This is a genomic window from Nostoc flagelliforme FACHB-838, from assembly GCF_014698065.1.
Classification (GTDB): Bacteria; Cyanobacteriota; Cyanobacteriia; order Cyanobacteriales; family Nostocaceae; genus Nostoc; species Nostoc flagelliforme_B.
In genome coordinates this window covers 1-22139 of the sequence record NZ_JACJSI010000011.1, presented here as the reverse complement: position 1 = coordinate 22139, position 22139 = coordinate 1, and the positions used below count along the sequence as shown (strand labels likewise).

The following is a 22139-nucleotide window of genomic DNA, read 5'->3' as shown; positions in this document are numbered from 1 at the left end:
ATCATACATTGTATGGTAGTTCTGGACCCACTTTCAGATTTCATCGACTACGATTTTGCCATCAGCGATTCATCTTGTAATTATTGGTACGAAGGGCGTTGTCCGCAAAGTGGCGATTGCCTAAAATTACCCCGCACTTCACTGTCCGAAGCGATCGCTTACGGACTAATGCAACGCTTTACTAATAATGAATGTTATTCTCACGAAGGCAAGATGTATGGAATACTATTGGTTGAACTGCCTAATGGCGAACAACGGGTACTAAAAGCCTTCTCCGGTCTTTTGAATGGTTGCAGTGTGGTTGAAGGCTGGGTGCCACCAATTCCCGGAAGAGACGAAGTTGCTTTCGAGGAAGCCCGTACTTTGGCACAGTTGGAAGCGATTAAGCAAGAAATTATTACTTTGAAGCAACTGACCGAACGCCAGCAGTATGAAATCTTGTTTAATGACTTTGAGCAGCAGTTACAAGCAATGAGCGATCGCCATCGCCATTGCAAACATCAACGACAGGAAAAACGTCAGCAAATTTACAATACACTCACTCAAGAAGCACTCACGATTGCCCTTGAAGAACTCGACGAAGAGAGCCGTCAGCAGGGAATTGAGCGGCGACAACTTAAACGCCAGCAAAATGCGGTATTACAGCCCCTACAACAGGTAATTGCAGCGACGGATGCGCGAATTAGTGAACTGAAACAACAGCGTAAAGCACTGTCTCGTCAATTGCAAGCTCAGATGCACGCTAGCTACAGCCTGACTAATTTTTCTGGGCGATCGCAATCATTGCAGGAATTGATGCCAGGAGGTTCACCCACCGGCACAGGAGACTGTTGTGCCCCAAAATTGCTTCATTATGCGGCAACACATAATCTCAAACCATTGGCAATGGCAGAATTTTGGTGGGGTGCGTCTTCCGTAAATCAGGATAAAATTCAGGGAGAGTTTTACGGAGCGTGTGCCGAGCGATGTCAGCCATTGATGGGCTTTTTGCTCTCAGGGTTAAGACCTATTTCAATCCCTAATAGGGATTTTAATACAACAACACATTTTCGTAACTCTAATGTGTTTGACTCCAATGAAAAACGTTGTAATTTCCCAGCCTTCTCTCCTATTAAGGGAGAAATTCCCATTCTTTATGAAGATGAATGGCTGATTGCTGTAAACAAACCTGCTGGGTTACTTTCGGTACCTGGACGTTATCGCGATCGCCAAGATAGTGTTTTGAGCCGATTACGTCATCTTTTACCAAATGGCATGGCGCTTGCATCTGTGCATCGCCTAGATCAAGAAACATCTGGTATTTTGTTGTTAGCACGCGATCGCCAAACCCATCGACAACTTAGCCAGCAGTTTCAGCAACGTCAGATTCACAAAGTTTATGAAGCCATACTTTTTGGCGCTGTGACAGTTGACCAAGGTGTGATTGATTTGCCATTGTGGGGAGATCCTGAAAATCGTCCTTATCAAAAAGTTGATTGGCAGCACGGTAAACCCAGCTTGACACACTTCCAGGTAATGGCGAGAGAAGGAGACTATACCCGCGTAGAATTTACCCCGCTCACAGGGCGAACTCATCAATTAAGGGTGCATGCGGCTGATACACGAGGACTTGGAGTAACTATTTTAGGCGATCGCCTTTATGGATGCTGTGCAGTTACTAGTCGGTTACATCTGCACGCTAGAGAACTTCGCTTCGAGCATTTACAATTGAGACAAACGCTGCATTTACAAGCAAATACGCCATTTTAATTCAATGCCATATCCAGTTTCGCTATTCTAGCGATCGCTCTCAGGGACTTCCAACTAAAAAAATACCCATCGCTTTAGTGAGCAGGGGGCGCTGGCGTTGCAGGGGAGGAAGCAATACAGTTCAGTTAAGCATTTCTTTCTTCTCTCTGTGTTCTCTGCGCCTCTGTGGTTCGAAAAAACTGGCTTTGACAAAAAGTTTTAGCCTTAACTAAACCGTATTGGGATAGAAACAGATAAACACTGATGATTTACCTGTTTCTACCTGTGATTGTCTGATACTAATACCTGGGAATTCAACGATTAGGCTTGTTGTATTTCTGGACGGCCATTTTCAACCACAAATGAAGCCCGTTTACTAATGGTGCCATTGGGGGTTGTGACATTTGACATAACTAAATAATCTGACTTCCAGGTTGTGGGAGTCAGGGCACAGCGAACATATCCTCGTTGACTATTGAAGAATTTAATGTGTGGGTTATCGGGTAAGTAAGCTTCAACTGCGGGGGTAGTGTCTGATCCATCGCCACCGGAGCTAATTGAAGAACAGACAAATTCACTGCCGAGTGTGGCAGATTCTGGCTGATCAAAGTTAGCCTTCAGATTCATCGCCCAGTGGGAATGCACATCACCTGCCAAGGATACTGGGTTAGAAGGCTTGCGCTGTCCGAGGAAAGCCATCAGGCGATCGCGCGAAGCCACATAACCATCCCATTTATCCATGCTGTAAGTTCCGCCAGGGCCTGGTGTCGTGTCCCGTTGAGCAATGGGTACTTGCTGCGCCAAAACATTCCACTTGGATTGTGAAGTATTTAAACCATCAAATAACCAATCCTCCTGCGCCTTACCGGTAATCGTTGCCTTCGGATCTAAATTTTCTGGGCAACGTTCTTTAGTGCCATCACCACAGGGCTGATCGGTGCGATATTGGCGGGTATCTAGAACATGGAAGGTAGCTAAGTTACCAAAGGAGAGCCGACGATAAAGTTGCATATCGGGGCCAACAGGGCGCGAGAACGGACGCAAAGGCATGTGTTCGTAGTAAGCCTGATAAGCAATAGCTCGCCGTTGGAGGAAAATTGCCCGATCCTGATCTGGTTCAGTATCAACTTGAGAGATGTCGTTGGCGTAGTTGTTTTCTACTTCGTGGTCATCCCAGGTAACAATCCAAGGAAAGGCTGCATGAGCTGCTTGCAGATTGGTATCTGTTTTATAGAGGGCGTGACGGTTGCGGTAATCTTCTAAAGTAAAAATTTCTGAACCATTGTGTTGTCTAGGGCCATTGTCTGAGATTCCCCCTTCATAGATGTAATCGCCAACATGCACTACTAAATCGAGGTCTTCTTGTGCTAGATATTTGTAGGCGGTATAGAATCCCTGTTGATAGTTTTGGCAGGAGACTAGACCAAAGTTAAATTTACTCAAATAGCTATTTGCTAGAGGCGCTGTCCGAGTACGACCAATGGGGCTAGAGTCTTGTCCAACAAGAAAACGATACCAGTACCAAGTATCAGATTGGAGTCCTTCTACTACAACTCGAACTGAGTGAGCTAGTTGTGGGGCTGCCAGTACCGTACCTCTGGAGACAACCCGCCTCATGTCGGGATCAGTTCCTACTTCCCAGCGAATTGGCACATTTACAGGTGGCATTCCACCTCCGTTTAAGGGTTCGGGAGCCAGACGAGTCCAGATCACTACGCTGGTAGGGTAGGGTTCACCCGACGCTACACCCAAGGTAAAAGGATAATTGGAAAATCTGCTTTTAGCGATCGCTCTTTGAGAAGAAAATTGATTAGCGATCGCTAAACCAGACAATGCTCCTGCGCCGATAATTAAGTTGCGTCGTTTCATTCGACTGTGCAGGAACTGCTCAAAATTCCGGTAATCTACCATTTTCTACTCCTGACTAACAGGTAAGTTAAAGTACAGCAACAGCTAACACAAAGAAGGTAGGTTAATTGTAGGAAAACTTCGTAACTAACTTCCTTACAAAATTAGGTTTTAATTCCTAATTTTTCTCTTGCTATCAATGTGTTAGATGTTGTTTTGCCAGATAAAAGCCTACTAATCAAAGATTAATACTTGGCAAAGAAAGCGTTAAGATCAACTTAATCAAGGTTAGATTTTAACCTTTTTCATTGATACTACTTTTCTCTTCATCATCCAGCCAAGGCTAGAAGCAAATAAAACGCCAATTAAAGGTGTAGATTCAGGTACTTGTCTATAAGAAACTGTCCCAGATATGGGTTCAAAATTTGGAGAAGTTCTAGAGTAAATTGTAAAATCCTCACCAATAATTTCATAACTGATAGAACTGGAAGGATTAGCTTTATCATTGAAATGATAATCTAATGCAAAATATGTTTCTCCTGTTAAGGATGTGGTTGGAAAGACAAGAGGAAAATCTGGGTAGTTGGCATCATCTTGTTCAGTGTAAACAGTAGAGTCGCCATCAAATTTGAAAGAGAGCGACTTAATATTAGCTTCAGGATTATAGTCATTACTAAAGGTTGAGTCATCAAAGCTAAAAAAGCCATTTCCCTTAGTTACTGGGCTATCAACTGTGAAAGCGTAATTAAGAATTGCGGCAGATGCAGATTTGGCATCTACGGTAGCAAAACCTAAAGTAAGGGTAGCAGCAGCAACCAATAATTTTGGAACCAATTTCATCTCAGTTTTCCTCACCATACACTTCTGTAAGCCATGCAACTACACTAAGCTAACGATACAGCCCTTATTTTGACTGCTTCCCACCCTTTGGGTTTTACAGCTATTCGGATAAAAATAACTTGTTTTTAACTACGTTATTTTCCAAATGGGTATTCATAGCTGGTTAGAACAGCGATGAAAATCAATGATTTTTCCTGTTTCCAGAAAAAGAAACAAGTCTTCAACTATTTTGAGACACTTTATTTTAGAATCCTGAGTTTAAGCTAACTTTAATTAAAGGTAAAAATAAAATATAATTTAAGTTTGCTAATAAATAAGTTAGCCGATAAACAAGTCATTTCTATGAAAACTTTAGAAGCTATATGTTATGCACCATTTCAGAAGTTTCAGCCCTATTATTGAGGGTTGGTAGTGCTGATCCGAAAGGGAAAAATAATTTATAATAACTATAGCAATCTGATTTTATTTGTGAGAATTCCAAGCCTGATATCCCCGCTTGCTTAGAAAAACCGGGGATCTTGTTGATAGCGAATTAGTCAGCATTACTATTTACTCGCAATACAGTTCGCATGAGATTTTTAATGTATTCCCTATCCATGTAAAGACGCGTTAGCACAGACTTAAGAAGTACAGTTTCGCGTATTTACACACTCAAACTCACCGTTAATATAAACCTAACTGAACCGTATTATATCTACTCATCGATAGATATCTTGCAAAACTCCTTAATACCCAACCTTTAATCCCTTCCTCGCTTGCAGGGTTACAGTGTACACACAAGTCGAAAAAATCTCAATTTCCCATTTCTCTGGTTTATCGAACAGAATTCACGAGTCATATCAAGTTCGGTAAATCACTTAGGATATGTCATTGCGAATGCAACGAAGTGGAATGAAGCAATCGCAAGGCTTTGGTATTGCCGCGCTTCGCTCGCAATGACATAAGTATTAAATCGGACATGATATCAGGTGGTCGCCGAGCGCAGTTGAGGTGAGTCAGAATGGGCCAAACGCCCCGCTACCGCTAACAGAATGAATTTTGTACAACTATAGGGTAGCGAGTATTCCTTCGCGCAGCGTCTCGTAGAGAGCGTCGCGTCTTGATTCAGGAGCGGAGGCAGAGCGTCTCCGGCTCTGCTCCTGAATTCTGAATTCTTGTTCAACTCGTTATTGTTCTATCATTTTAAAGAATCGGGTAAAGTAATCTGGAAAAGTCTTCGCTGTACAGCCAGGATCTTTAATTACAATCCCTGGAACCTTTAAACCGGTGACAGCAAAAGCCATCGCCATTCGATGATCGTGATAAGTCTCAATCGCCGCCGGGGTAATGGGGCCAGGCTCAATTCTCAGTCTATCTGCGAATTCTTCAACCTTGACTCCTAGCCGACGTAACTCTGTAACAACAGCTTTAATCCGGTCAGTTTCCTTATATCGAATATGTTCCACATTACGAATAGTAATCGGTGAACTGGCAAAAGGCGCGATCGCTCCTAATGTTTGCACTAAATCCGATATATCATTCATATCAATGTCGATGCCTTGCAATTGCTTCGGCCCCGTCACTTCGGTGTAATCATCCGAATCCTTAATTTGGCAACCCATCTGTTCTAAAACATTCAGCCAGAGAATATCACCCTGACAGGATTGTTTGGTCAAATGTTTGACTCGCACCCGTCCACCCGTCACGGCGGCGGCGGCAAAAAAGTAAGAGGCATTTGACGCATCAGGTTCTACTGTGTAATGTCGAGCTTGGTAACGTTGACCGGCTTTGATCTGAAATTGATTATCGCCGATTTGAATCACTTCCACCCCAAAATCCGCCATCAGACGACAGGTCATTTTGACGTAAGATTGAGAAACTAATGTCCCCTCAACTTCAATGCTCGTATCTTGTTGAGCATAAGGCGCAATCATCAGCAATGCCGAAAGTTGCTGACTTGTTTGGTTAGCTTTCAACCGAAAATTTCCGCCAGCGAATCCCTGACTATAGACGGTGTAGGGCATAAACCCGGAGTTTCCCTCAAAGTTAACGGTTGCTCCACCCGTTTGCAGCACCGTCAGCATGTCACCCATTGGTCGTTCTCGCATCCGAGGAACGCCATCTAGCCGATATTCGCCGTTCCCCAGTGCCACCAGCGCCGAGATAAACCGTGCTGCTGTACCTGCCAAACCCACAAATAAATCTGCCTGTTTAGCTGGAATGTCGCCTCCCCTTCCCGCCACTTGGATCTGTGCCAGATCAGGATTTAGCGTAATGGGAATGCCCAATTGCTCTACGCATTTGGCAAAATACTCGCTATCTTCACTAAATAAAGCATTTTCTAAAATGGAGTCACCTTGCGCCAAAGCAGCGACAAGCAGCGCCCGATTGGTAAGACTTTTAGAACCGGGAATTTCTACTGTGGCATCTACTGGCCGATTTAGAGCAGGAATTTCAATGGTATCCACTTTAGACCTCTACGTAGGCGGTTAGCTACAACTTTATATATTCCCATATCTTGAGCAAAAGGGGCAGGGGAGTCAAGGTAAGCAGCTAGAGAAGAGAGAAAGTTTTAGTAATTTTTACTATCTGAATAATCCTGAATACACTTGTTTCTTTCTCTCCCCGTGCCTCAAGACAAATTTGTACAAATTGCCCAGCTTTTGCATAGATGCTGGGATTTGGCATAAAGCGCTGACTAGTTTCGTACAGCTACGCTGGACTATTTTTCAAGTCAGTTGGTTTAAGTGCGATCGCTTCAGAACCATTGATCGATTGTTGCACATCCGACGAGAAATCAACACCAAATTAAAAAGGGCATTGGTTATTAATTATTCTCCCCTGCTCTCCCTCCTCCATCATTTCCACCCACACTTACCAATAAAAACGAGCGATTGCTTGTGCTATTGCTTTGCAATTGGCAATGCAGCAAGTGAATAAACAAAATCAGCAAATTAATTTCCCAATTCTCGAAATGGGAATCTGGATTAACACTGGCGAGGCTGTAGCGGGAAATGTTGGTTCTCAAAAACGCGCTCAATAGACTTCTTGCAGAAGTGGGGAAAAGGAATGAAATTTTCCCTTTTCCTTTGCCCTTTTCCCCTTCCCCTGCCTCTTGCAAAAGGAACTTTTGCAAGAGGTCTAATATACAGTTGTTGGCAGTCATGTTAATTTAGCTGCCCGAATTGAGTCTTATACCGTAGGCGGACAGATTTTAATTTCCGAAAATACCTGTAAAGATGCCAATATCGACCTTCAAATTGCTAGGCAACTACAAATATAACCTAAAGGAATAAAACACCTTGTGACAATTTGTGAAATTCGTGGCATTGGCGGTAAATATAATTTATTCTTGCCTAATGATGATGAAAAAATAATTGTTCTCAATCGAGAAATACCTGTAAAATATACCATTTTGCAGGAAAAATATGCAGTGAGAACAGTATTTATAGGAGCATTGATTAGCCTCTCTGAAAAAGGGGCGAAATTGCGATCGCCACATTCTTTAGAACTCTTGAGTAATCTCAAACTCAAGTTATTAATTGAAGCAGAACCGTCTATAGAATAAGAACACATCTATGCCAAGGTGATCCAACAGTCTCATGTTGACGAGCATCTTTTTCTGCTTTGGTTTACAGCGGTTCTCCCGAAAGCTGACGAAATTCTCAATGAACTGCGTCAGCTAGGGTGAGATTAAGGCATCAATCTTGAAATGGTAACAAATGGAGGTGTATCTAAATAGAGTAAACCGAAAAAGTAGGTAGTCTAGCTTTTTCTCAAACAGTAACAATTGTTGCTGATACAGCCAAGCGATCGCGCTAAGATTTTGGACTTAAGGCTGATCCAACTCCCATAACTCATAATTTTCAACGAATAATTAATAATTCGTAATTTCTGCTATAAAGCAACTCACTTGAGTTCTGGAGTTAAAAATATGATTTCTTCTAAAACTGAGATTCAATTACACACAAAGGACAAATGACGAACGTAAACAAATTTCAAAGACTAGTAGAACTTGCAAACGATCATGGAATTATTTGCCAGCCAACACCAGAAGAATGCTTAATTGCATCCTTGCCTGGAGAGGATGATTTCTTATTAGCTTTTACTTGGTCTGGTACAATTGAAGGAGAGCCGCCAGAGCATGAATTAATCGCAATTAGTGTACAAGATATTGTCAAAGAAGTTACTGTTGCAGCTTGGCAGATTCCTTTTTATTTATTCGGAAACGTTTTAAGGCAGGCTCAAATGCTTGTCACTGCCCACAAAGATTTTGTTAGCTGAGAGACAAGCCTCAGCTAAAAACCGCTATCCCTGTCAACTGTCTGTGGCAGGGATTTTTATTTCAACTACTGCTTTAAAGATTTATAAAATATTATCTGTTGAAAGTAAAAAAAGAAACAATTAATCTCTTCTTTTATTAATTTTTTTAACCGAAAGGTATTAATGTCTATGACGGGCTGCGCCTACGCAGGTTCTTGACAAAGAGCGATCGCATTCCTTTTTTCATATTGAAGTATAATTTTATGCTTACTAATCCCGGATTAAAAAAAGTTAAAAGTATTTATTCTTAGCTTGTGTTCAAGGATAAAACCTAACTTAGGCATCGAAATTATAAGGAATGCTTTCAATAACTTACCTGAACTTCATCTTTTGACTAAATTCAATAAGCAAAATCTGCAATTGCTTTCTCAAAAGCTGCTTTTACTGTCTCAAAAGCAGCTATTTATTTCTCATTTTGGTATATTCAGCAAGCAAAAGCAGCTTTTTATTTTTCAAAAGCAGCTTTTTATTTCTCATTTTGGTATATTCAACAAGCAAAAGCAGCTATTTATTTCTCATTTCGGTATATTCAGCAAGCAAAAGCAGCTTTTTATTTCTCATTTTGGTATATTCAACAAGCAAAAGCAGCTTTTTATTTCTCAAAAACAGCTTTGACTTTCTCCTTTTGGCATATTCAGCGAATAAAACGATTTTTAACTGTCTGCTACTCATTTCGTAATCAAAACGATAGCCTAAGAGAATCCAGCAACTTACACATATTGCCTCATGTTACCCAAACCCAAAAAACACTGGACACCCCAGCACTGGGCAAGTTGGAAACCCTTTGGCATCGGCGAACAGTACCCTAACAACTACTGGGAAGTATTTCGCGCAATTTGGTTATCTCGTAAGAAACTACCATATACGTGGAATATCCTAAATAAAGGTGTCTGCGATGGTTGCGCTCTCGGAACAACCGGGATGAAGGATTGGACATTAGATGGGATTCATCTCTGCAATGTTCGGTTGCGGTTGTTGCAGATGAATACGATGCCAGCTTTTGACCCTGTGCTATTGGCGGATGTCTCGCAGTTGCAAAAGCAAAAAAGTGCTCAATTACGGGACTTAGGAAGACTCCCGTACCCGATGATTCGTCAACGAGGGGAAAAAGGCTTTCGCCGTGTGAGTTGGGATGAAGCTTTAGGGGTAATTAGCGATCGCATCCACTCCACTACACCAGACCGCCTCAGTTTCTATGTTACTAGTCGCGGCACTGTCAACGAAACTTATTATGCCACCCAAAAAGCTGTGCGGGCAATGGGAAGCAATAATATTGATAACGCCGCCCGCATTTGCCATTCTCCCAGTACGGCGGGGCTGAAAGCTGCTTTGGGTGCAGGGGCTACGACTTGTTCTTATAAAGACTGGATTGGAACTGATTTATTAGTCTTCATTGGCTCCAATGTTGCCAATAATCAGCCTGTTACCGTTAAATATCTCCATTATGCTAAAAAAGCTGGCACAAAGATTGTAGTTATTAATACTTACCGCGAGCCAGGAATGGAGCGCTACTGGGTTCCCTCAATTGTAGAAAGTGCTGTTTTCGGTACAAAGTTTGCTGAAGACTTCTTCTTAATCAACATGGGCGGGGATATAGCATTTTTAAATGGCACAATTAAACATATAATTGCTAACAACTGGGTAGACCAGTCATTTATAGATTTATACACAGATGGCTTTGCTGAACTCAAAGCATCGTTAGAAAGCCAATCTTGGGAAGAATTAGAGCGGCTTTCTGGTACATCCCGCGAGTCAATGTACGCCTTTGCCAAAATGGTCAAAGAAGCGAATAAAGCCGTATTTGTTTGGAGTATGGGCATTACCCAGCATGAATGCGGTGAAGATAACGTGCGAAGTATCATCAACTTAGCTCTTACCAAAGGTTTTGTCGGTCGGGAAGGCTGCGGTTTAATGCCAATTCGCGGTCACTCTGGGGTGCAGGGTGGTGCTGAAATGGGATGTTACGCCACAGTATTTCCTGGTGGTAAATCTATCACTCCAGAAAATGCTGCCCAATTGAGTCAGCATTGGGGCTTTGATGTGCCAGCGAGTAAAGGTTTAATTGCTCCAGAAATGATTAACGCTGCACATCAGGGACAATTAGATGTGTTGGTTTCCGTGGGTGGAAATTTCTTAGAAGTTCTGCCAGAACCAGATTATGTCGAAGCGGCGCTGAAGAAAATACCGCTGCGGGTACATATAGATATTGTTCTCTCCAGCCAGATGTTGGTGGAACCTGCTGAGACTGTGGTGCTTTTACCTGCGACGACTCGCTACGAAATACCAGGGGGAGTGACTGAAACTAACACCGAACGCCGGGTAATTTTCAGTCCAGAAATTCCGGGGCCGCGCATTGGAGAAGCGCGTCCTGAGTGGGAAGTGTTTTTAGAATTGGCAAGGCGGGTAAAACCAGATTTGGCAGATAAGCTGGCTTTTGCTGACACAGCTGCTATCCGTCAAGAAATTGCTCAAGTTGTCCCCCAATATGCTGGTATTCAACATTTACAGCAAGCTGGCGATCAGTTTCAATATGGCGGCTCACATTTGTGCTTTGGTTGGAATTTCCCTACACCAGATGGTAAAGCACATTTTGGGGTATTATTGCCACGCCAAAGAGAATTACCAGAAGGCTATTTCTTATTAGCAACGCGCCGAGGCAAACAATTTAATAGTATGGTGCAAGAACGCAAGGATGCAATTACTGGGGCAATGCGAGAGGCGGTGCTAATGAATGCTGCTGATGCTGCACTGTTGGGTTTAAAAGATAGCGATCGCGTCATCCTCAAGAATGAGTTAGGCGAGTTGTTCTGTCAAGTCTATATTGCGCCAATTCAGTCAGGAAACTTGCAAGTGCATTGGCCAGAAGGGAATGTGCTACTAGATAAAAGTAAGCGATCGCTTGAAGGTGTACCTGATTATAATGCGATCGTGCGTCTGGAAAAAATCTGAAACGCTTTGTGCCTTCAGGATAGGATGCTTTTTAACTGGAACTCCCTTACCCAATTTCTAGTTCTTAATCCGCAATCTCTAGTCCATTTTACTGTTGCATTTTTTTAAACATCTGTTACATTACTTTACAGACACTTACAACTGCCATAACACTTGAATTTTGGAGTTTTACTCATGTCAGGTTTTAAGAATCCTGCGCCTATTGTTTCAGAAGATCCTAATGCTGTGCGTTTTGGCTTCACTCCTCAGAGTGAAAATTGGAACGGTCGTCTTGCAATGATTGGTTTTCTATCTGCGATTTTGATTGAAGCTTTCACTGGTCAAGGTTTACTCCATTTCTGGGGTATCCTCTAAATTGATCATAGCAGGGGCGCACAGGCGTGCGTTCCTGTATATATTCTACGTAAGACCTTTGTTTTTAAGCTATGGGAGTTGTTGAGATTGGTGCAAAATCTCAGATTTTTCCGGTTGAGCCAAAATATAACTGAATAATTACTTTACATTGAATATGTATAGCTAAAACTTATGGAAATACCCCAGCGCGTATCAGTTCGCTACAAAGACGCGTCCTACAACACTAATGAAATCCGCTTGACAACTTTTCGGCTTGGGTTGCAAATATGGGATGAACAAACCAAACCTAGAAAAACAGAGCTTTATCAGTTTATATCGTCTTGTTTGAAACAAGTTGACCGCCAAGATCGTTTTATGTTTTCTCTGTTGTTTATAGAATTAACAGACCTCATACGCAATTCTTCGCTAGAAAGGGGAACAAAAGAGGTTCTGATTAAAACAGCTTTTAGAGAATTTGCTTGTGCCATAACAGACTTTGAAGACGTTGCCAAGTAAGTTAAGTCATCATGGTGTTGGCATTGCTTTGAAGTCAGCTAACCTAATCGAATAGGATATTTATAAAGTCAGCAGCTTTCTAATCGGATTAGTTTTTTCACTGAATGCGCGGATGGGTAGGTGTTGGGGAAGGGGTGACGACAAAAATGGCTGAATCGCCCTACATGCAATCACTTGAGAGAATTAGCATTTCTAAACCATTCGCGCACCTTACCTGGACTAGTTTTCAGCCATTTGCCTTTAGCCAAATCACAACGCCTCGTGTTATTATTTTCATGTTCGCGCAACAGAACCTTGAAAATCCAAATAAGGCAAAGCTTTCAGAAGCCAGCGATTGCAATTCAATAAAATCCCTATTAGGGATTGAAACATGCGATCGGACAGCTTTACTCAGAGCTTCGAGAATTGCAATTCAATAAAATCCCTATTAGGGATTGAAACCAAGCATCGAAACGGGCGGAGACTTCAGATGCGATATTGCAATTCAATAAAATCCCTATTAGGGATTGAAACAGTTATTCGATATATATGATTCAGTGATTTCTAAAATTGCAATTCAATAAAATCCCTATTAGGGATTGAAACTTTGCTTATGCTCTTAGCACTTCTCGTCATTGTGATTGCAATTCAATAAAATCCCTATTAGGGATTGAAACTTCGGATGGAGAAGTAAAGGGTAAAAGTGGTGTGAATTGCAATTCAATAAAATCCCTATTAGGGATTGAAACACGCTTTGGGAATATATAGGAAAAATAGAGGATAATATTGCAATTCAATAAAATCCCTATTAGGGATTGAAACTGAATATGTCTATCTTAGTAAATCGTGAATTGACATTGCAATTCAATAAAATCCCTATTAGGGATTGAAACAGATGGCAGAAAACAGCGCAATCTTTATTTGATGCATTGCAATTCAATAAAATCCCTATTAGGGATTGAAACAGCTAATTACTTTAATCTTGACCCTGACGGCATGATTGCAATTCAATAAAATCCCTATTAGGGATTGAAACATAAAAGTCGCCTTGAATGAATTTTGTAGCTATAAATTGCAATTCAATAAAATCCCTATTAGGGATTGAAACAGTGCCATTGCAATTACCTAAAATCCTCAATGTGAAGACAATTTAAGATAAGCGATCGCTTTCTTCAGAAGATGCTATGCATAGCTTACCGCACCTAGAGCGAGATTGCTGAGATATCAGGCTAGTTTGCATAATTTCGGATAGATTACCGCAAATGCGCTGATACTTTAATTTCCTTTCTTCATAAATTCCGCAAAAACACCGTTACGCTATTTGGACTTGTGATCAAAACTTAGAGCATCAAGTTTATTAGGGCGTGTTTATGACCAACCCTGTAAAGACGGTTATCCAAGTCAATGTGAAGATGGCTCTAGAAGTAGCTCAAGAATTGGAGCAAGCTCCATACACTCAACTCAGTACTTATTGTTTGGAAATTTTACGGGAAATAGGGTGTCCTGGTACTGAACTTCCACTGAACTTACAAACTCGCGATCAGCAACTAAACTTTATCACAGGCTTTGCATCTTATGCTTTTGGGGAGGTACAAAGTGTATAAAGCATTACTCGAAGATATATTTTCTAATTCAGAAGATGCAGAAGATATTGAAGATGTAGAAGATACTACTTTTCCTGCCACAGATAAAGATTTGTTAGTTTTAACAGAAAAATTTTTAGGGTTTGAAATTCCGCCAAAGGTTTTCTTGCAAGCTATAGCTATTGCTGATTATGACTGTGCAGCGGCTTTTCGTTACGTCGATAACTATTTGACTACCCTGAAAAATAAGAATAAGCGTAAGCATAAGAAATTACTTGTGTTAGGAGCTTCGACTAAGTTTGAAAATAATTAATGTGCTTTTTACCAAGCTAACCTTGAAACAATACAATTTGGATAAGATAATTTGCACGACCGATGTAGAGACGTTGCATTGCAACGTCTCTACAAATATTTGTCCCACAGCTATAAGATAGAACAATTAGAATTTATCTAAAAGCATAAAATGGGATCTTTATTTATTAGATCAAGCATTTTTATGTGTGTCATAATTCAGAATTACGTAGCTTGCTTCTCGCTTTTGGCGAGTATTACGAATTACGAATTAGTATGATTCCTTCCAAGACAAACTTGTTCATAACTTTTACCAGCGATATCCCAAGTGAATTCTGTTTCTACGAGTTGTCTACCGTTGTAAGACAATTCTGACCGCAGATGTGGACGATCAAATAGTTGACTAATAGCGGTGACATACTCTGTGGGTGTATTCGCTCGTAATGCCCTTAATGTATGACTAGCACCATCTACGCTCAATCCTTCTAAGCCGCGATCGCTAGCTACTACAGGTATACCAGCTGCCATTGCCTCTAAAGTTTTATTTTTAATGCCAAACCCAGTTCGCATGGGTACAACGCAGATGGCGGCTTGATGCAAATATTCTACCATCGAAGGCACACGCCCAATTACATTAATTCCTGGTTTTTGATTAAGCGCTAAAACTTCTGATACCGGATGAGAACCGACAATATCGAAAGTTGTATCAGGATATAATTTTTGGATTTCTGGCAAAACCTCGTTGCTGAAAAAGCAGACAGCATCAATGTTTGCTAAATTATCCATTGCACCAATAAAAATTAGGCGATGTCCTCCTGGATCGGTGGTACGGTTGGGGAAAGAAACTAAATCTACGCCATTGGGAATAACTGTAATTTCACTATTGGGGTTAAATTCCTGTAGTTGAATTTTATCTTCTTCTGTTGTCACCACAATTGCCGAAAATTTAGCACAATAGCTTTGCTCATAACGCCGCAAAAGTGGCAGATTAATTTTATCTCTGAATGAATTTTCAGAAATACCCGTTGCTAGTTGGTTCCGACAGGTAGCGTAAACAGAACTATGAACATTAACTATGGTTTTTAGTTGTTTCTGAAAATGCGATTGTATATAAATTTCATTGACGCTATGTTCGCAAGTAATTACATCGCATTTCCCTGCGTTCACCCAGTTATCAATCCATGTTTGCATTTCAACCGAGTAGCGGTTGAGTACACTTGGCGGTGTCCCCTGTTGCAAAAATCTACCAAATCTCTGTATTTTCTTTAATATTCCGGTAGTTTGAGAATTTGGCGGACGTTCAAAAATAGCTAGATGATCTACACAATCGCGTAATCCTGCTATTTCTGCATCTGTAACATCACCCTCGCGTTGAGTTGCTAGGGTGACAGTATGACGTTGGCTCAGGTATTTAAGTAAATTAAATGTCCTAACTTGGGTTCCCCCGCGCGTTGGTGGGTAGGGAAAGGTGGAAGATAGCATTAAAATGTTCATATAAGTGATGAATCAAATGTGATATATACACCATGACCTCATTAGAGGCTTTATGTCATCATTTGATTCATCAAAGCATAATTAAACCCAGGCGCACACCTACAGCAACAGCCTCGGTGCAACTGGAGACACTGAGCTTTTGAAAAATAGATGAGAGATGAAATTTGACGGTATGCTCAGAAATATGCAAGCCTTTAGCGACACTGAATAGCCCGTCGTAGACATCGCTTTATTCCCCAACCCAGAACCAAGCATACCTAAAACCTCTATCTCCCGTGGTGTCAAGCTTTGCACAGGATTTGCTACCACTTTTTCTCGGATAGATAGTAATTCTACAGCATCCGGGTGCAGCACCAGCAAACCAAAAGCGATCGCTTCCACAGCCGCAACAATTTCTGGCTCTGTGCTAGTACTGGGCAATATTCCCCGAATTCCAGAACGTAACGCTGTCTCTAAGTCGATATTATCCAGCTCCTCAACAATGACGATCATTCCTAATGGGTATTGCTGTTCTTGAATAGCCAGCAATTTTTCCCACACTGATTTTTGAAGATTACCGCTTAAATCTACCAGCACCGCATCTGGTTGTAATTGCCCAACTTCACTCGCCAATACATCCAAATCAGATGCACTCCCCACAACCGGGAAAGTAAATTCTGACAGTTCCGAGTTCAGAGGCTCAACGTTCGAGTAAAAAGGTCGAAGTTCCGAGTTCAGAAGCTCAACATTCGAGTAAAAAGGTCGAAGTTCCAAGTTCAGAAGCTCAACATTCGAGCAAAAAGGTCGAAGTTCTAAGTTCAGAAGCTCAACATTCGAGCAAAAAGGTCGAAGTTCCAAGTTCAGAAGCTCAACATTCGAGTAAAAAGGTCGAAGTTCCAAGTTTAGAAGCTCAACATTCGAGCAAAAAGGTCGAAGTTCCGTGTTTGAAAGTTAAAGTTTCGAGTTCAGAAGCTCGAATGAATAGAAAAGTTAGATATAGCGCTTCTCATTTACGTGAGGTACACCCGTAGGGGCACGGCAGTGCCATGCCCTTACACCCCGCGATATAATCTTGTACCGCATCTGAATCGGAATCGCTATAAATTTTCAAAGAGCTAGTTAAACCCATCCAAATTGGGATTATTCCTTCTTAGTAGGCCGTTCGCCAACTGCGATCGCTAACTCAATTAACACTCTACCCCGGATAATTTGCACATTGACAGCTTTACCAATGCGATCGCTACTATTAAGTAACGCTAACACATCACCTGTATCGCCTACCGTTACGCCATCGAATGTTACCAAAACATCACCAAGCAACACACCTGCTTTTTCAGCAGGGCCCGAAGCCTCAACATTGAGAACAATTACCCTAGTTGCCGAACTTAAATTGAGAGCAGTTTTTAGGTTATTTGGTAAGCGTACAGGTTGCATTCCCACACCCAAGTAGCCCTTAGAAATACGCCCTTTTGCTAGTAATTGGTCAACCACGCGATCGACTGTAGCAGTAGGAATCGTCAAAGCAGTACCACGCCGCCCCGATGTATTCATGCCTACCACAAAACCAGCAGCATCCACGAGCGGCCCGCCTGCAAAACCAGAGTAAAGGGTGATGTCTGGGCGGATGAATTGGTCAATATTTCCGCCACTCATACTCCGCCAAGCACCGCTAACTACACTCACTGCACCCATCGCTGCCTTTAAGTCACCTTCGTTACCTCTTGCCAGTCCTAGTACCAGATGACCGACTTTGAGCGTTTTAGCATCGCCAATTTTTGCCACAGGTATTTCTACATTCTCTAGTTTAAAAACAGCTATATCGGTGCTAGAGTCATGACCGATAAGTGTTACTGGTGCAGTATTACCATTTGATAGGGTAACGGTGATATCATCATAGCGCTGGAGAGATTCATCAGAGGTAACAATGATACCATTACGCCAGTGAATGCCACTTGGGAAAGACGTGTACCCCCATTTACAGCAACCACAGCACTCCCAGCTTCTTCTACGGTGTCAGCTAAACTATTGGATAAAGCCAGTAATGAAGACATAAGATTTTTCCGTAAACGTTCTTGGATGTTCATATCGTGCCGTTTTATCAACACAGACGACATCAGAAAAATGAGGAGAATTTATCCTAGAAAAATGGCTAGGATTTGCATCAGCTTTTTGGCGTTGCGGAATCAAGATATGAAATGGGAGATAAATAAATGCACACCCAATCAAAAGAAATAAACTTGCTAACTCCATCCAGAGAATTACCTCTATATGGCAAGAGAATTTTAGTTACAGCACCGAGAAATTATGCTTATAGGTTATCTGAACAAATCATCAAACAAGGTGGTTTACCTGTTTTCATGCCCACTATCGAAACTTGCTATTTATCAAACTACAATAAATTAGATACTGCTCTAATCCACATAGAAGAATTTGATTGGATTGTCTTCACAAGTAGAAATGGTATCACTGCATTTTTTCACCGGATGAATGATTTAAATATTCCTGTATCTGTCGTGCAAAAATGCCAATTATGTGCTTTGGGAAAAGACGCAGAAAGCTTATTATCTTTTTGTGGCAAAGTAGATTTAATTCCCACAGAATCTAGTCCAGCCGGAATTGTGGCTGAATTAGCGAAACTTCCGCATATTCACGAAAAAAAAGTACTATTACCTGCTCCAGAAGTTGTTGGTTTGCCTGAGCCTGATGTTGTACCCAACTTAATTACGGATTTGCAGAAATTGGGTATAGAAGTAACTCGCGTATCCACATATATCACACAAGGTTTAGACGCAAGTATCTATGGTGTTGAATTAAACTTGATGCGTCAAGGAATGATCGATGTAATTGCCTTTAGTAGCACAGCAGAAGTAGAAAGCTTTTTGAAAATGGTCAACTCGCCAAGCGATTATGAACATTGTGTCATTGCATGTTTTGGCCCTTATACCGCCGCTAATACCCAAAAGTTGGGTATGAATGTCTCTATCGTGTCTAAGGATTATAGTTCATTTCAAGGATTTGCTGATGCGATGTCTACGACGGGCTACGCCTAGGCAGCATTTTTTCCTCTCTGATTTTCGTGTAGAGCTTTTGGTACATATAAACTAGCCCAACTAACCCCTGGAGAATCTAAACAGTCAACCATAATCAACTCTAGACTAGCAGCACATAAACTCGTAGTATCGAATATGGAGTTTATTTGAACTAGGGATTGTTACATGGCAACTTATAAAGTCACATTAAAGACCCCAGATGGCGACAAAACAATTAATGTTGAAGATGATGTATACATCTTAGATGCGGCTGTCGATGACGAAGGTATAGACTTACCCTACTCCTGTAGGGCTGGTTCTTGCTCTAGCTGCACCGGCAAGCTGATTTCAGGTTCAATTAACCAAGATGATCAGAACTTCTTAGACGACGATCAAGTTAACGATGGATTTGTCCTTACCTGTGTTGCCTATGCTACTTCTGACTGTACAATCTTAACCCATCAAGAAGATGAGCTTTAGAGATCGCTAACGAGAAATATGATCTGGACTTGCCTTCTTCCTGTAACGCTGGTTTTTGCTCCGTAACAGACAACAGGCAAGAAGGAATAAATCTGTACTGAATTTTGTTCAAAAATCAAACAGGAGTCCTAAATTATATTGCCGTGTGCAACTTTTACTCAAACCTAACCCCCTTCCATTTGAAATAAGGGGGAAAATTCTATTCCTCTGTCCTTTTAGGAGAGAGGAATAGAAGTAATATCAGAATATTAAGTTGCACATCGCTTCGCCGCCAAGAATAATATAATTACCAGCAATACCTTCGCCGAAATAAGAGTCTACAAAAAACTTGGACAAACTGGCAAAATTACCCTCAAAAATATACGCTGAAGCGATTGTTCGTTCAGTAAGTGGGGAGTCGTTGTTGCACTCTTCGAGCCTTGTCACTAGTGAAAATGTGGCTCAATTTTATGCGGAACCAAACCTGCTCAGTTTAGCAGTTAAACGCTTACAGGCAGAAGGATTTGAGATTTTAGACGTTGGGAAGACATCAATTAGTATAGCTGCCGATTCAGATATTTATGAGCGATCGCTCCAGACAAACCTAGAGACAGTTGAAATTCCCGTCATCAAGAAGATAGTTGGAGAAACAACAGCTACATTTATCAATGCGATCGATGATAAGCCCTTTGGTGAAATTGATACATCGCAAACAATTTGGAATCAGCTTTTAGATGGAATTGCTATCAATGAACCTGCTTTCTACTTTCGACCCCCAATTCCTGCGGAGTCTCCACCAGAAACAATTGTTAAATATCTGCGTGTACCAGATGACATTGCTCAAGGATTAAATGCAACTTTAGCTCATCAAAATGGCATCAAAGGTAGAGGTGTCAAAGTTGTTATGGTTGATACCGGATGGTATCGTCATCCGTTTTTCAACAAGTATAACTACAAGGTAAATGTCGTCCTTGCTCCTGGTTCATCGGCTCCTTTGAAAGACGATAACGGTCATGGAACTGGGGAATCTGCCAATCTGCTGGCCGTGGCTCCTGATGCAGAGTTGACAATGGTTAAGGCTGATGTTTTAACACTTCCAGGCAAATTCAAGAACGTCAACGCCGTTGCGGCCTTCAAGAAAGCTGTTGCACTACGACCAGATATTATTACTTGCAGTTGGGGCAGTGATCTGAGCGTTCGCCAATTCTCTCCCTTTAATCAAGCCTTAGCTGTAGCCATTGCTGATGCCGTCAGCCGAGGAATTATCGTCATTTTTGCTGCGGGGAATGGTCAATGGAGTTTTCCATCTCAACACCCGGATGTGATTTCGGTGGGGGGTGTTTATAAACATCTGGATGGACTGTTGAAAGGACAGTTGGAAGCAAGCAATTCCGCCAGCAGTTTTATCAGTCAAATTTATCCAGGGCGCAGGGTTCCAGATGTATGTGGTTTGGTTGGCCAGCGTCCCTATGGAGCTTATATTATGTTGCCTGTTCCTTTTGGTAGCCAGAAAGATCAGGAGCATTCTTTAATTGGTGATGGTACAAAACCCACAGATGGGTGGGCTGCGTTTAGCGGCACTTCAGCAGCAGCACCGCAGTTAGCTGGTATCTGTGCCCTGATGAAACAGCTTGATCCTGGTCTATCTCCAGCAAAAGTGAAGGAAATTTTACAGCAAACAGCCCGCGATGTTATTGAAGGTTCTGGTAATCTAAGAACGGGGGGGAATCGGGCGCATCCAGGCCCAGACATAGCTACAGGTTATGGATTAGCTGATGCTTCTGCATCAATAGAAGCAGTAAAAAATAGAGTCCTGGGGACGAGCTTGTATGACTCAGCATTGCCGTTGGTGAATTCTCAGAACGCAGAAATAGACAAAGACGATCAAATTAATGAATTATCTAAGGTTATTGACTCGGAAGTTACTAGAGCTTCTCCTTCTCTGCCTAAGATAACAGAGTATCAAAACCCAATTTATTTGCAAGATATTTCAAAAACAACAAGGAGACAAAAAATGTCCTCTGATTTTCCTAAACTCAAGGCAAAACTGGATCAAATATTATGGGAAATTGATCAGATTCTAGAAAAAGAGATTAAAAATAATGAGATTGAAGATGTTGAACTAAGGATCAGGGAAATAGATTTTGTGCCTCGTTCAGTAACAGCTAAATTAACTTCTTCTCTGCGGAAATCTTTAGAAGATTGCTGGACGACAGAAGAAAAGACCATAAAAGGTCAAGCAAAAGAAGTAAATAAAACATTGGATGTGTCCAAAATAGCTCCCAAACACATATCTGTAGCACAGGGCTTAATTAAATTTGGTAAATATCAGGTAACTGCGATCAAAGTTTTAACTGAAGCTTTGCAGAGTAATGACGATGTTGTAAGAGATGCAGCTATAAAGGCTTTGTCAGAATGCGTTTCTGATATTAGTAGTTTTGATGATGCTACTAAAAATGATTTAGAAAAAGATGTGATTTTTGATTTGTATGATGACCCAATAATAAGTCCTCGGCACAATATAATATGTTTTTATGATAGAGATACAAAACAATACTATCGTACAGACTGCTGTCAAGGAAAAAAATTTGACAAGAAAGAAGATTGCCTACAATGCAAATGTTAGAAATTCAAAAAATAACAATGTAAAAAGCCCTTTCGTTAGCAGGGTAAGCTCATATAATTTGGTATAGGGTGAGCTTGACAAATTAAGTAAGATAAGCATAAACAAAGGCGGAAAAAATGCACTTGACTTAAGAACAAGATCAATGAGAAGACTTTAATACTGTTGTCCCAAAATCTTCAGGAG

The 22139-nt window shown here is 41.3% G+C and carries 17 protein-coding genes, 1 pseudogene and 1 CRISPR repeat array; of the genes and pseudogenes, 12 read left to right on the top strand and 6 right to left on the bottom strand.

Annotation, left to right across the window (positions count from 1 at the left end):
* Positions 1–12 precede the first annotated feature (12 nt).
* A complete protein-coding gene (locus tag H6G97_RS08280; RefSeq protein ID WP_190940168.1) occupies positions 13–1749 on the top strand; it encodes an RluA family pseudouridine synthase in 1737 nt (578 codons plus the stop codon).
* A gap of 300 nt (positions 1750–2049) precedes the next feature.
* Here the strand turns inward: H6G97_RS08280 and H6G97_RS08275 are convergent, their stop codons facing one another.
* The 3 genes from H6G97_RS08275 to aroA all read right to left on the bottom strand — a co-directional run bounded on the left by H6G97_RS08275 (position 2050) and on the right by aroA (position 6863).
* Positions 2050–3639, bottom strand: a complete 1590-nt coding sequence (locus H6G97_RS08275; protein WP_190940167.1) for an alkaline phosphatase D family protein — start codon at positions 3637–3639, stop codon at positions 2050–2052.
* Positions 3640–3864: 225 nt separating this feature from the next.
* Entirely contained in the window at positions 3865–4416 is a 552-nt protein-coding gene (locus tag H6G97_RS08270) for a PEP-CTERM sorting domain-containing protein (RefSeq protein ID WP_190940166.1), read from the bottom strand.
* A gap of 1166 nt (positions 4417–5582) precedes the next feature.
* Positions 5583–6863 carry a 3-phosphoshikimate 1-carboxyvinyltransferase gene (gene aroA / locus H6G97_RS08265; RefSeq protein WP_190940165.1) on the bottom strand — a complete coding sequence of 427 codons (1281 nt, stop codon included), beginning with the start codon at positions 6861–6863 and terminating at the stop codon, positions 5583–5585.
* An 836-nt stretch (positions 6864–7699) separates the two neighbouring features.
* Here aroA and H6G97_RS52280 point away from each other — a divergent pair.
* The 8 genes from H6G97_RS52280 to H6G97_RS08220 all read left to right on the top strand — a co-directional run bounded on the left by H6G97_RS52280 (position 7700) and on the right by H6G97_RS08220 (position 14391).
* Complete coding sequence (locus H6G97_RS52280) at positions 7700–7963, top strand: hypothetical protein (protein WP_242054846.1); 264 nt, start codon at positions 7700–7702, stop codon at positions 7961–7963.
* Between the two features lie 410 nt (positions 7964–8373).
* On the top strand, positions 8374–8679 hold the full coding sequence (locus H6G97_RS08250; RefSeq protein ID WP_190940164.1) for a hypothetical protein: 306 nt from the start codon (positions 8374–8376) through the stop codon (positions 8677–8679).
* A 399-nt stretch (positions 8680–9078) separates the two neighbouring features.
* Positions 9079–9333: a hypothetical protein gene (locus H6G97_RS08245; RefSeq protein WP_190940163.1), complete on the top strand. Its 255-nt coding sequence runs from the start codon at positions 9079–9081 to the stop codon at positions 9331–9333.
* Positions 9334–9444: 111 nt separating this feature from the next.
* The gene (locus tag H6G97_RS08240) at positions 9445–11667 is read left to right on the top strand and encodes an FdhF/YdeP family oxidoreductase (RefSeq protein WP_190940162.1); all 2223 of its coding nucleotides are present in this window, start codon (positions 9445–9447) and stop codon (positions 11665–11667) included.
* 174 nt (positions 11668–11841) lie between these two features.
* On the top strand, positions 11842–12021 hold the full coding sequence (locus tag H6G97_RS08235) for a chlorophyll a/b-binding protein (protein WP_190940161.1): 180 nt from the start codon (positions 11842–11844) through the stop codon (positions 12019–12021).
* Positions 12022–12192: 171 nt separating this feature from the next.
* A complete protein-coding gene (locus tag H6G97_RS08230; RefSeq protein ID WP_190940160.1) occupies positions 12193–12516 on the top strand; it encodes a hypothetical protein in 324 nt (107 codons plus the stop codon).
* Positions 12517–12849: 333 nt separating this feature from the next.
* A CRISPR array of direct repeats spans positions 12850–13603; the repeat unit is 37 nt; unit sequence ATTGCAATTCAATAAAATCCCTATTAGGGATTGAAAC.
* A 262-nt stretch (positions 13604–13865) separates the two neighbouring features.
* Positions 13866–14099: a hypothetical protein gene (locus H6G97_RS08225; RefSeq protein WP_190940159.1), complete on the top strand. Its 234-nt coding sequence runs from the start codon at positions 13866–13868 to the stop codon at positions 14097–14099.
* A complete protein-coding gene (locus H6G97_RS08220; protein WP_190940158.1) occupies positions 14092–14391 on the top strand; it encodes a hypothetical protein in 300 nt (99 codons plus the stop codon). The genes H6G97_RS08225 and H6G97_RS08220 overlap by 8 nt, the downstream gene beginning before the upstream one ends.
* A 242-nt stretch (positions 14392–14633) precedes the next feature.
* Here H6G97_RS08220 and H6G97_RS08215 read toward each other — a convergent pair whose 3' ends face one another.
* The 3 genes and pseudogenes from H6G97_RS08215 to H6G97_RS08205 form a co-directional block, all read right to left on the bottom strand.
* Complete coding sequence (locus H6G97_RS08215) at positions 14634–15863, bottom strand: glycosyltransferase family 4 protein (RefSeq protein WP_190940157.1); 1230 nt, start codon at positions 15861–15863, stop codon at positions 14634–14636.
* A gap of 70 nt (positions 15864–15933) precedes the next feature.
* On the bottom strand, positions 15934–16053 hold the full coding sequence (locus tag H6G97_RS52275) for a helix-turn-helix transcriptional regulator (RefSeq protein WP_242054845.1): 120 nt from the start codon (positions 16051–16053) through the stop codon (positions 15934–15936).
* 929 nt (positions 16054–16982) lie between these two features.
* Positions 16983–17893 (bottom strand): annotated as a pseudogene (locus tag H6G97_RS08205) (S1C family serine protease).
* Between the two features lie 159 nt (positions 17894–18052).
* Between H6G97_RS08205 and H6G97_RS08200 the strand changes: the two are divergent.
* From H6G97_RS08200 to H6G97_RS08190, 3 genes are all read left to right on the top strand, one after another.
* Positions 18053–18892, top strand: coding sequence for a uroporphyrinogen-III synthase (locus H6G97_RS08200; protein ID WP_190940156.1), 840 nt, complete (start codon positions 18053–18055; stop codon positions 18890–18892).
* Between the two features lie 165 nt (positions 18893–19057).
* Complete coding sequence (locus tag H6G97_RS08195; RefSeq protein WP_190940155.1) at positions 19058–19351, top strand: 2Fe-2S iron-sulfur cluster-binding protein; 294 nt, start codon at positions 19058–19060, stop codon at positions 19349–19351.
* 436 nt (positions 19352–19787) lie between these two features.
* Entirely contained in the window at positions 19788–21956 is a 2169-nt protein-coding gene (locus H6G97_RS08190; RefSeq protein ID WP_199349306.1) for a S8 family serine peptidase, read from the top strand.
* Positions 21957–22139 lie beyond the last annotated feature (183 nt).

Coding starts and splice junctions, on each gene's coding strand:
- H6G97_RS08270 (WP_190940166.1), bottom strand. CDS start 4,416: ATGAAATTGGTTCCAAAATTATTGGTTGCTGCTGCTACCCTTACTTTA.
- H6G97_RS08215 (WP_190940157.1), bottom strand. CDS start 15,863: ATGAACATTTTAATGCTATCTTCCACCTTTCCCTACCCACCAACGCGC.
- H6G97_RS08240 (WP_190940162.1), top strand. CDS start 9,445: ATGTTACCCAAACCCAAAAAACACTGGACACCCCAGCACTGGGCAAGT.
- H6G97_RS08200 (WP_190940156.1), top strand. CDS start 18,053: ATGCACACCCAATCAAAAGAAATAAACTTGCTAACTCCATCCAGAGAA.
- H6G97_RS08225 (WP_190940159.1), top strand. CDS start 13,866: ATGACCAACCCTGTAAAGACGGTTATCCAAGTCAATGTGAAGATGGCT.
- H6G97_RS08230 (WP_190940160.1), top strand. CDS start 12,193: ATGGAAATACCCCAGCGCGTATCAGTTCGCTACAAAGACGCGTCCTAC.
- H6G97_RS08280 (WP_190940168.1), top strand. CDS start 13: ATGGTAGTTCTGGACCCACTTTCAGATTTCATCGACTACGATTTTGCC.
- H6G97_RS08250 (WP_190940164.1), top strand. CDS start 8,374: ATGACGAACGTAAACAAATTTCAAAGACTAGTAGAACTTGCAAACGAT.
- H6G97_RS08195 (WP_190940155.1), top strand. CDS start 19,058: ATGGCAACTTATAAAGTCACATTAAAGACCCCAGATGGCGACAAAACA.
- H6G97_RS08275 (WP_190940167.1), bottom strand. CDS start 3,639: ATGGTAGATTACCGGAATTTTGAGCAGTTCCTGCACAGTCGAATGAAA.
- H6G97_RS08235 (WP_190940161.1), top strand. CDS start 11,842: ATGTCAGGTTTTAAGAATCCTGCGCCTATTGTTTCAGAAGATCCTAAT.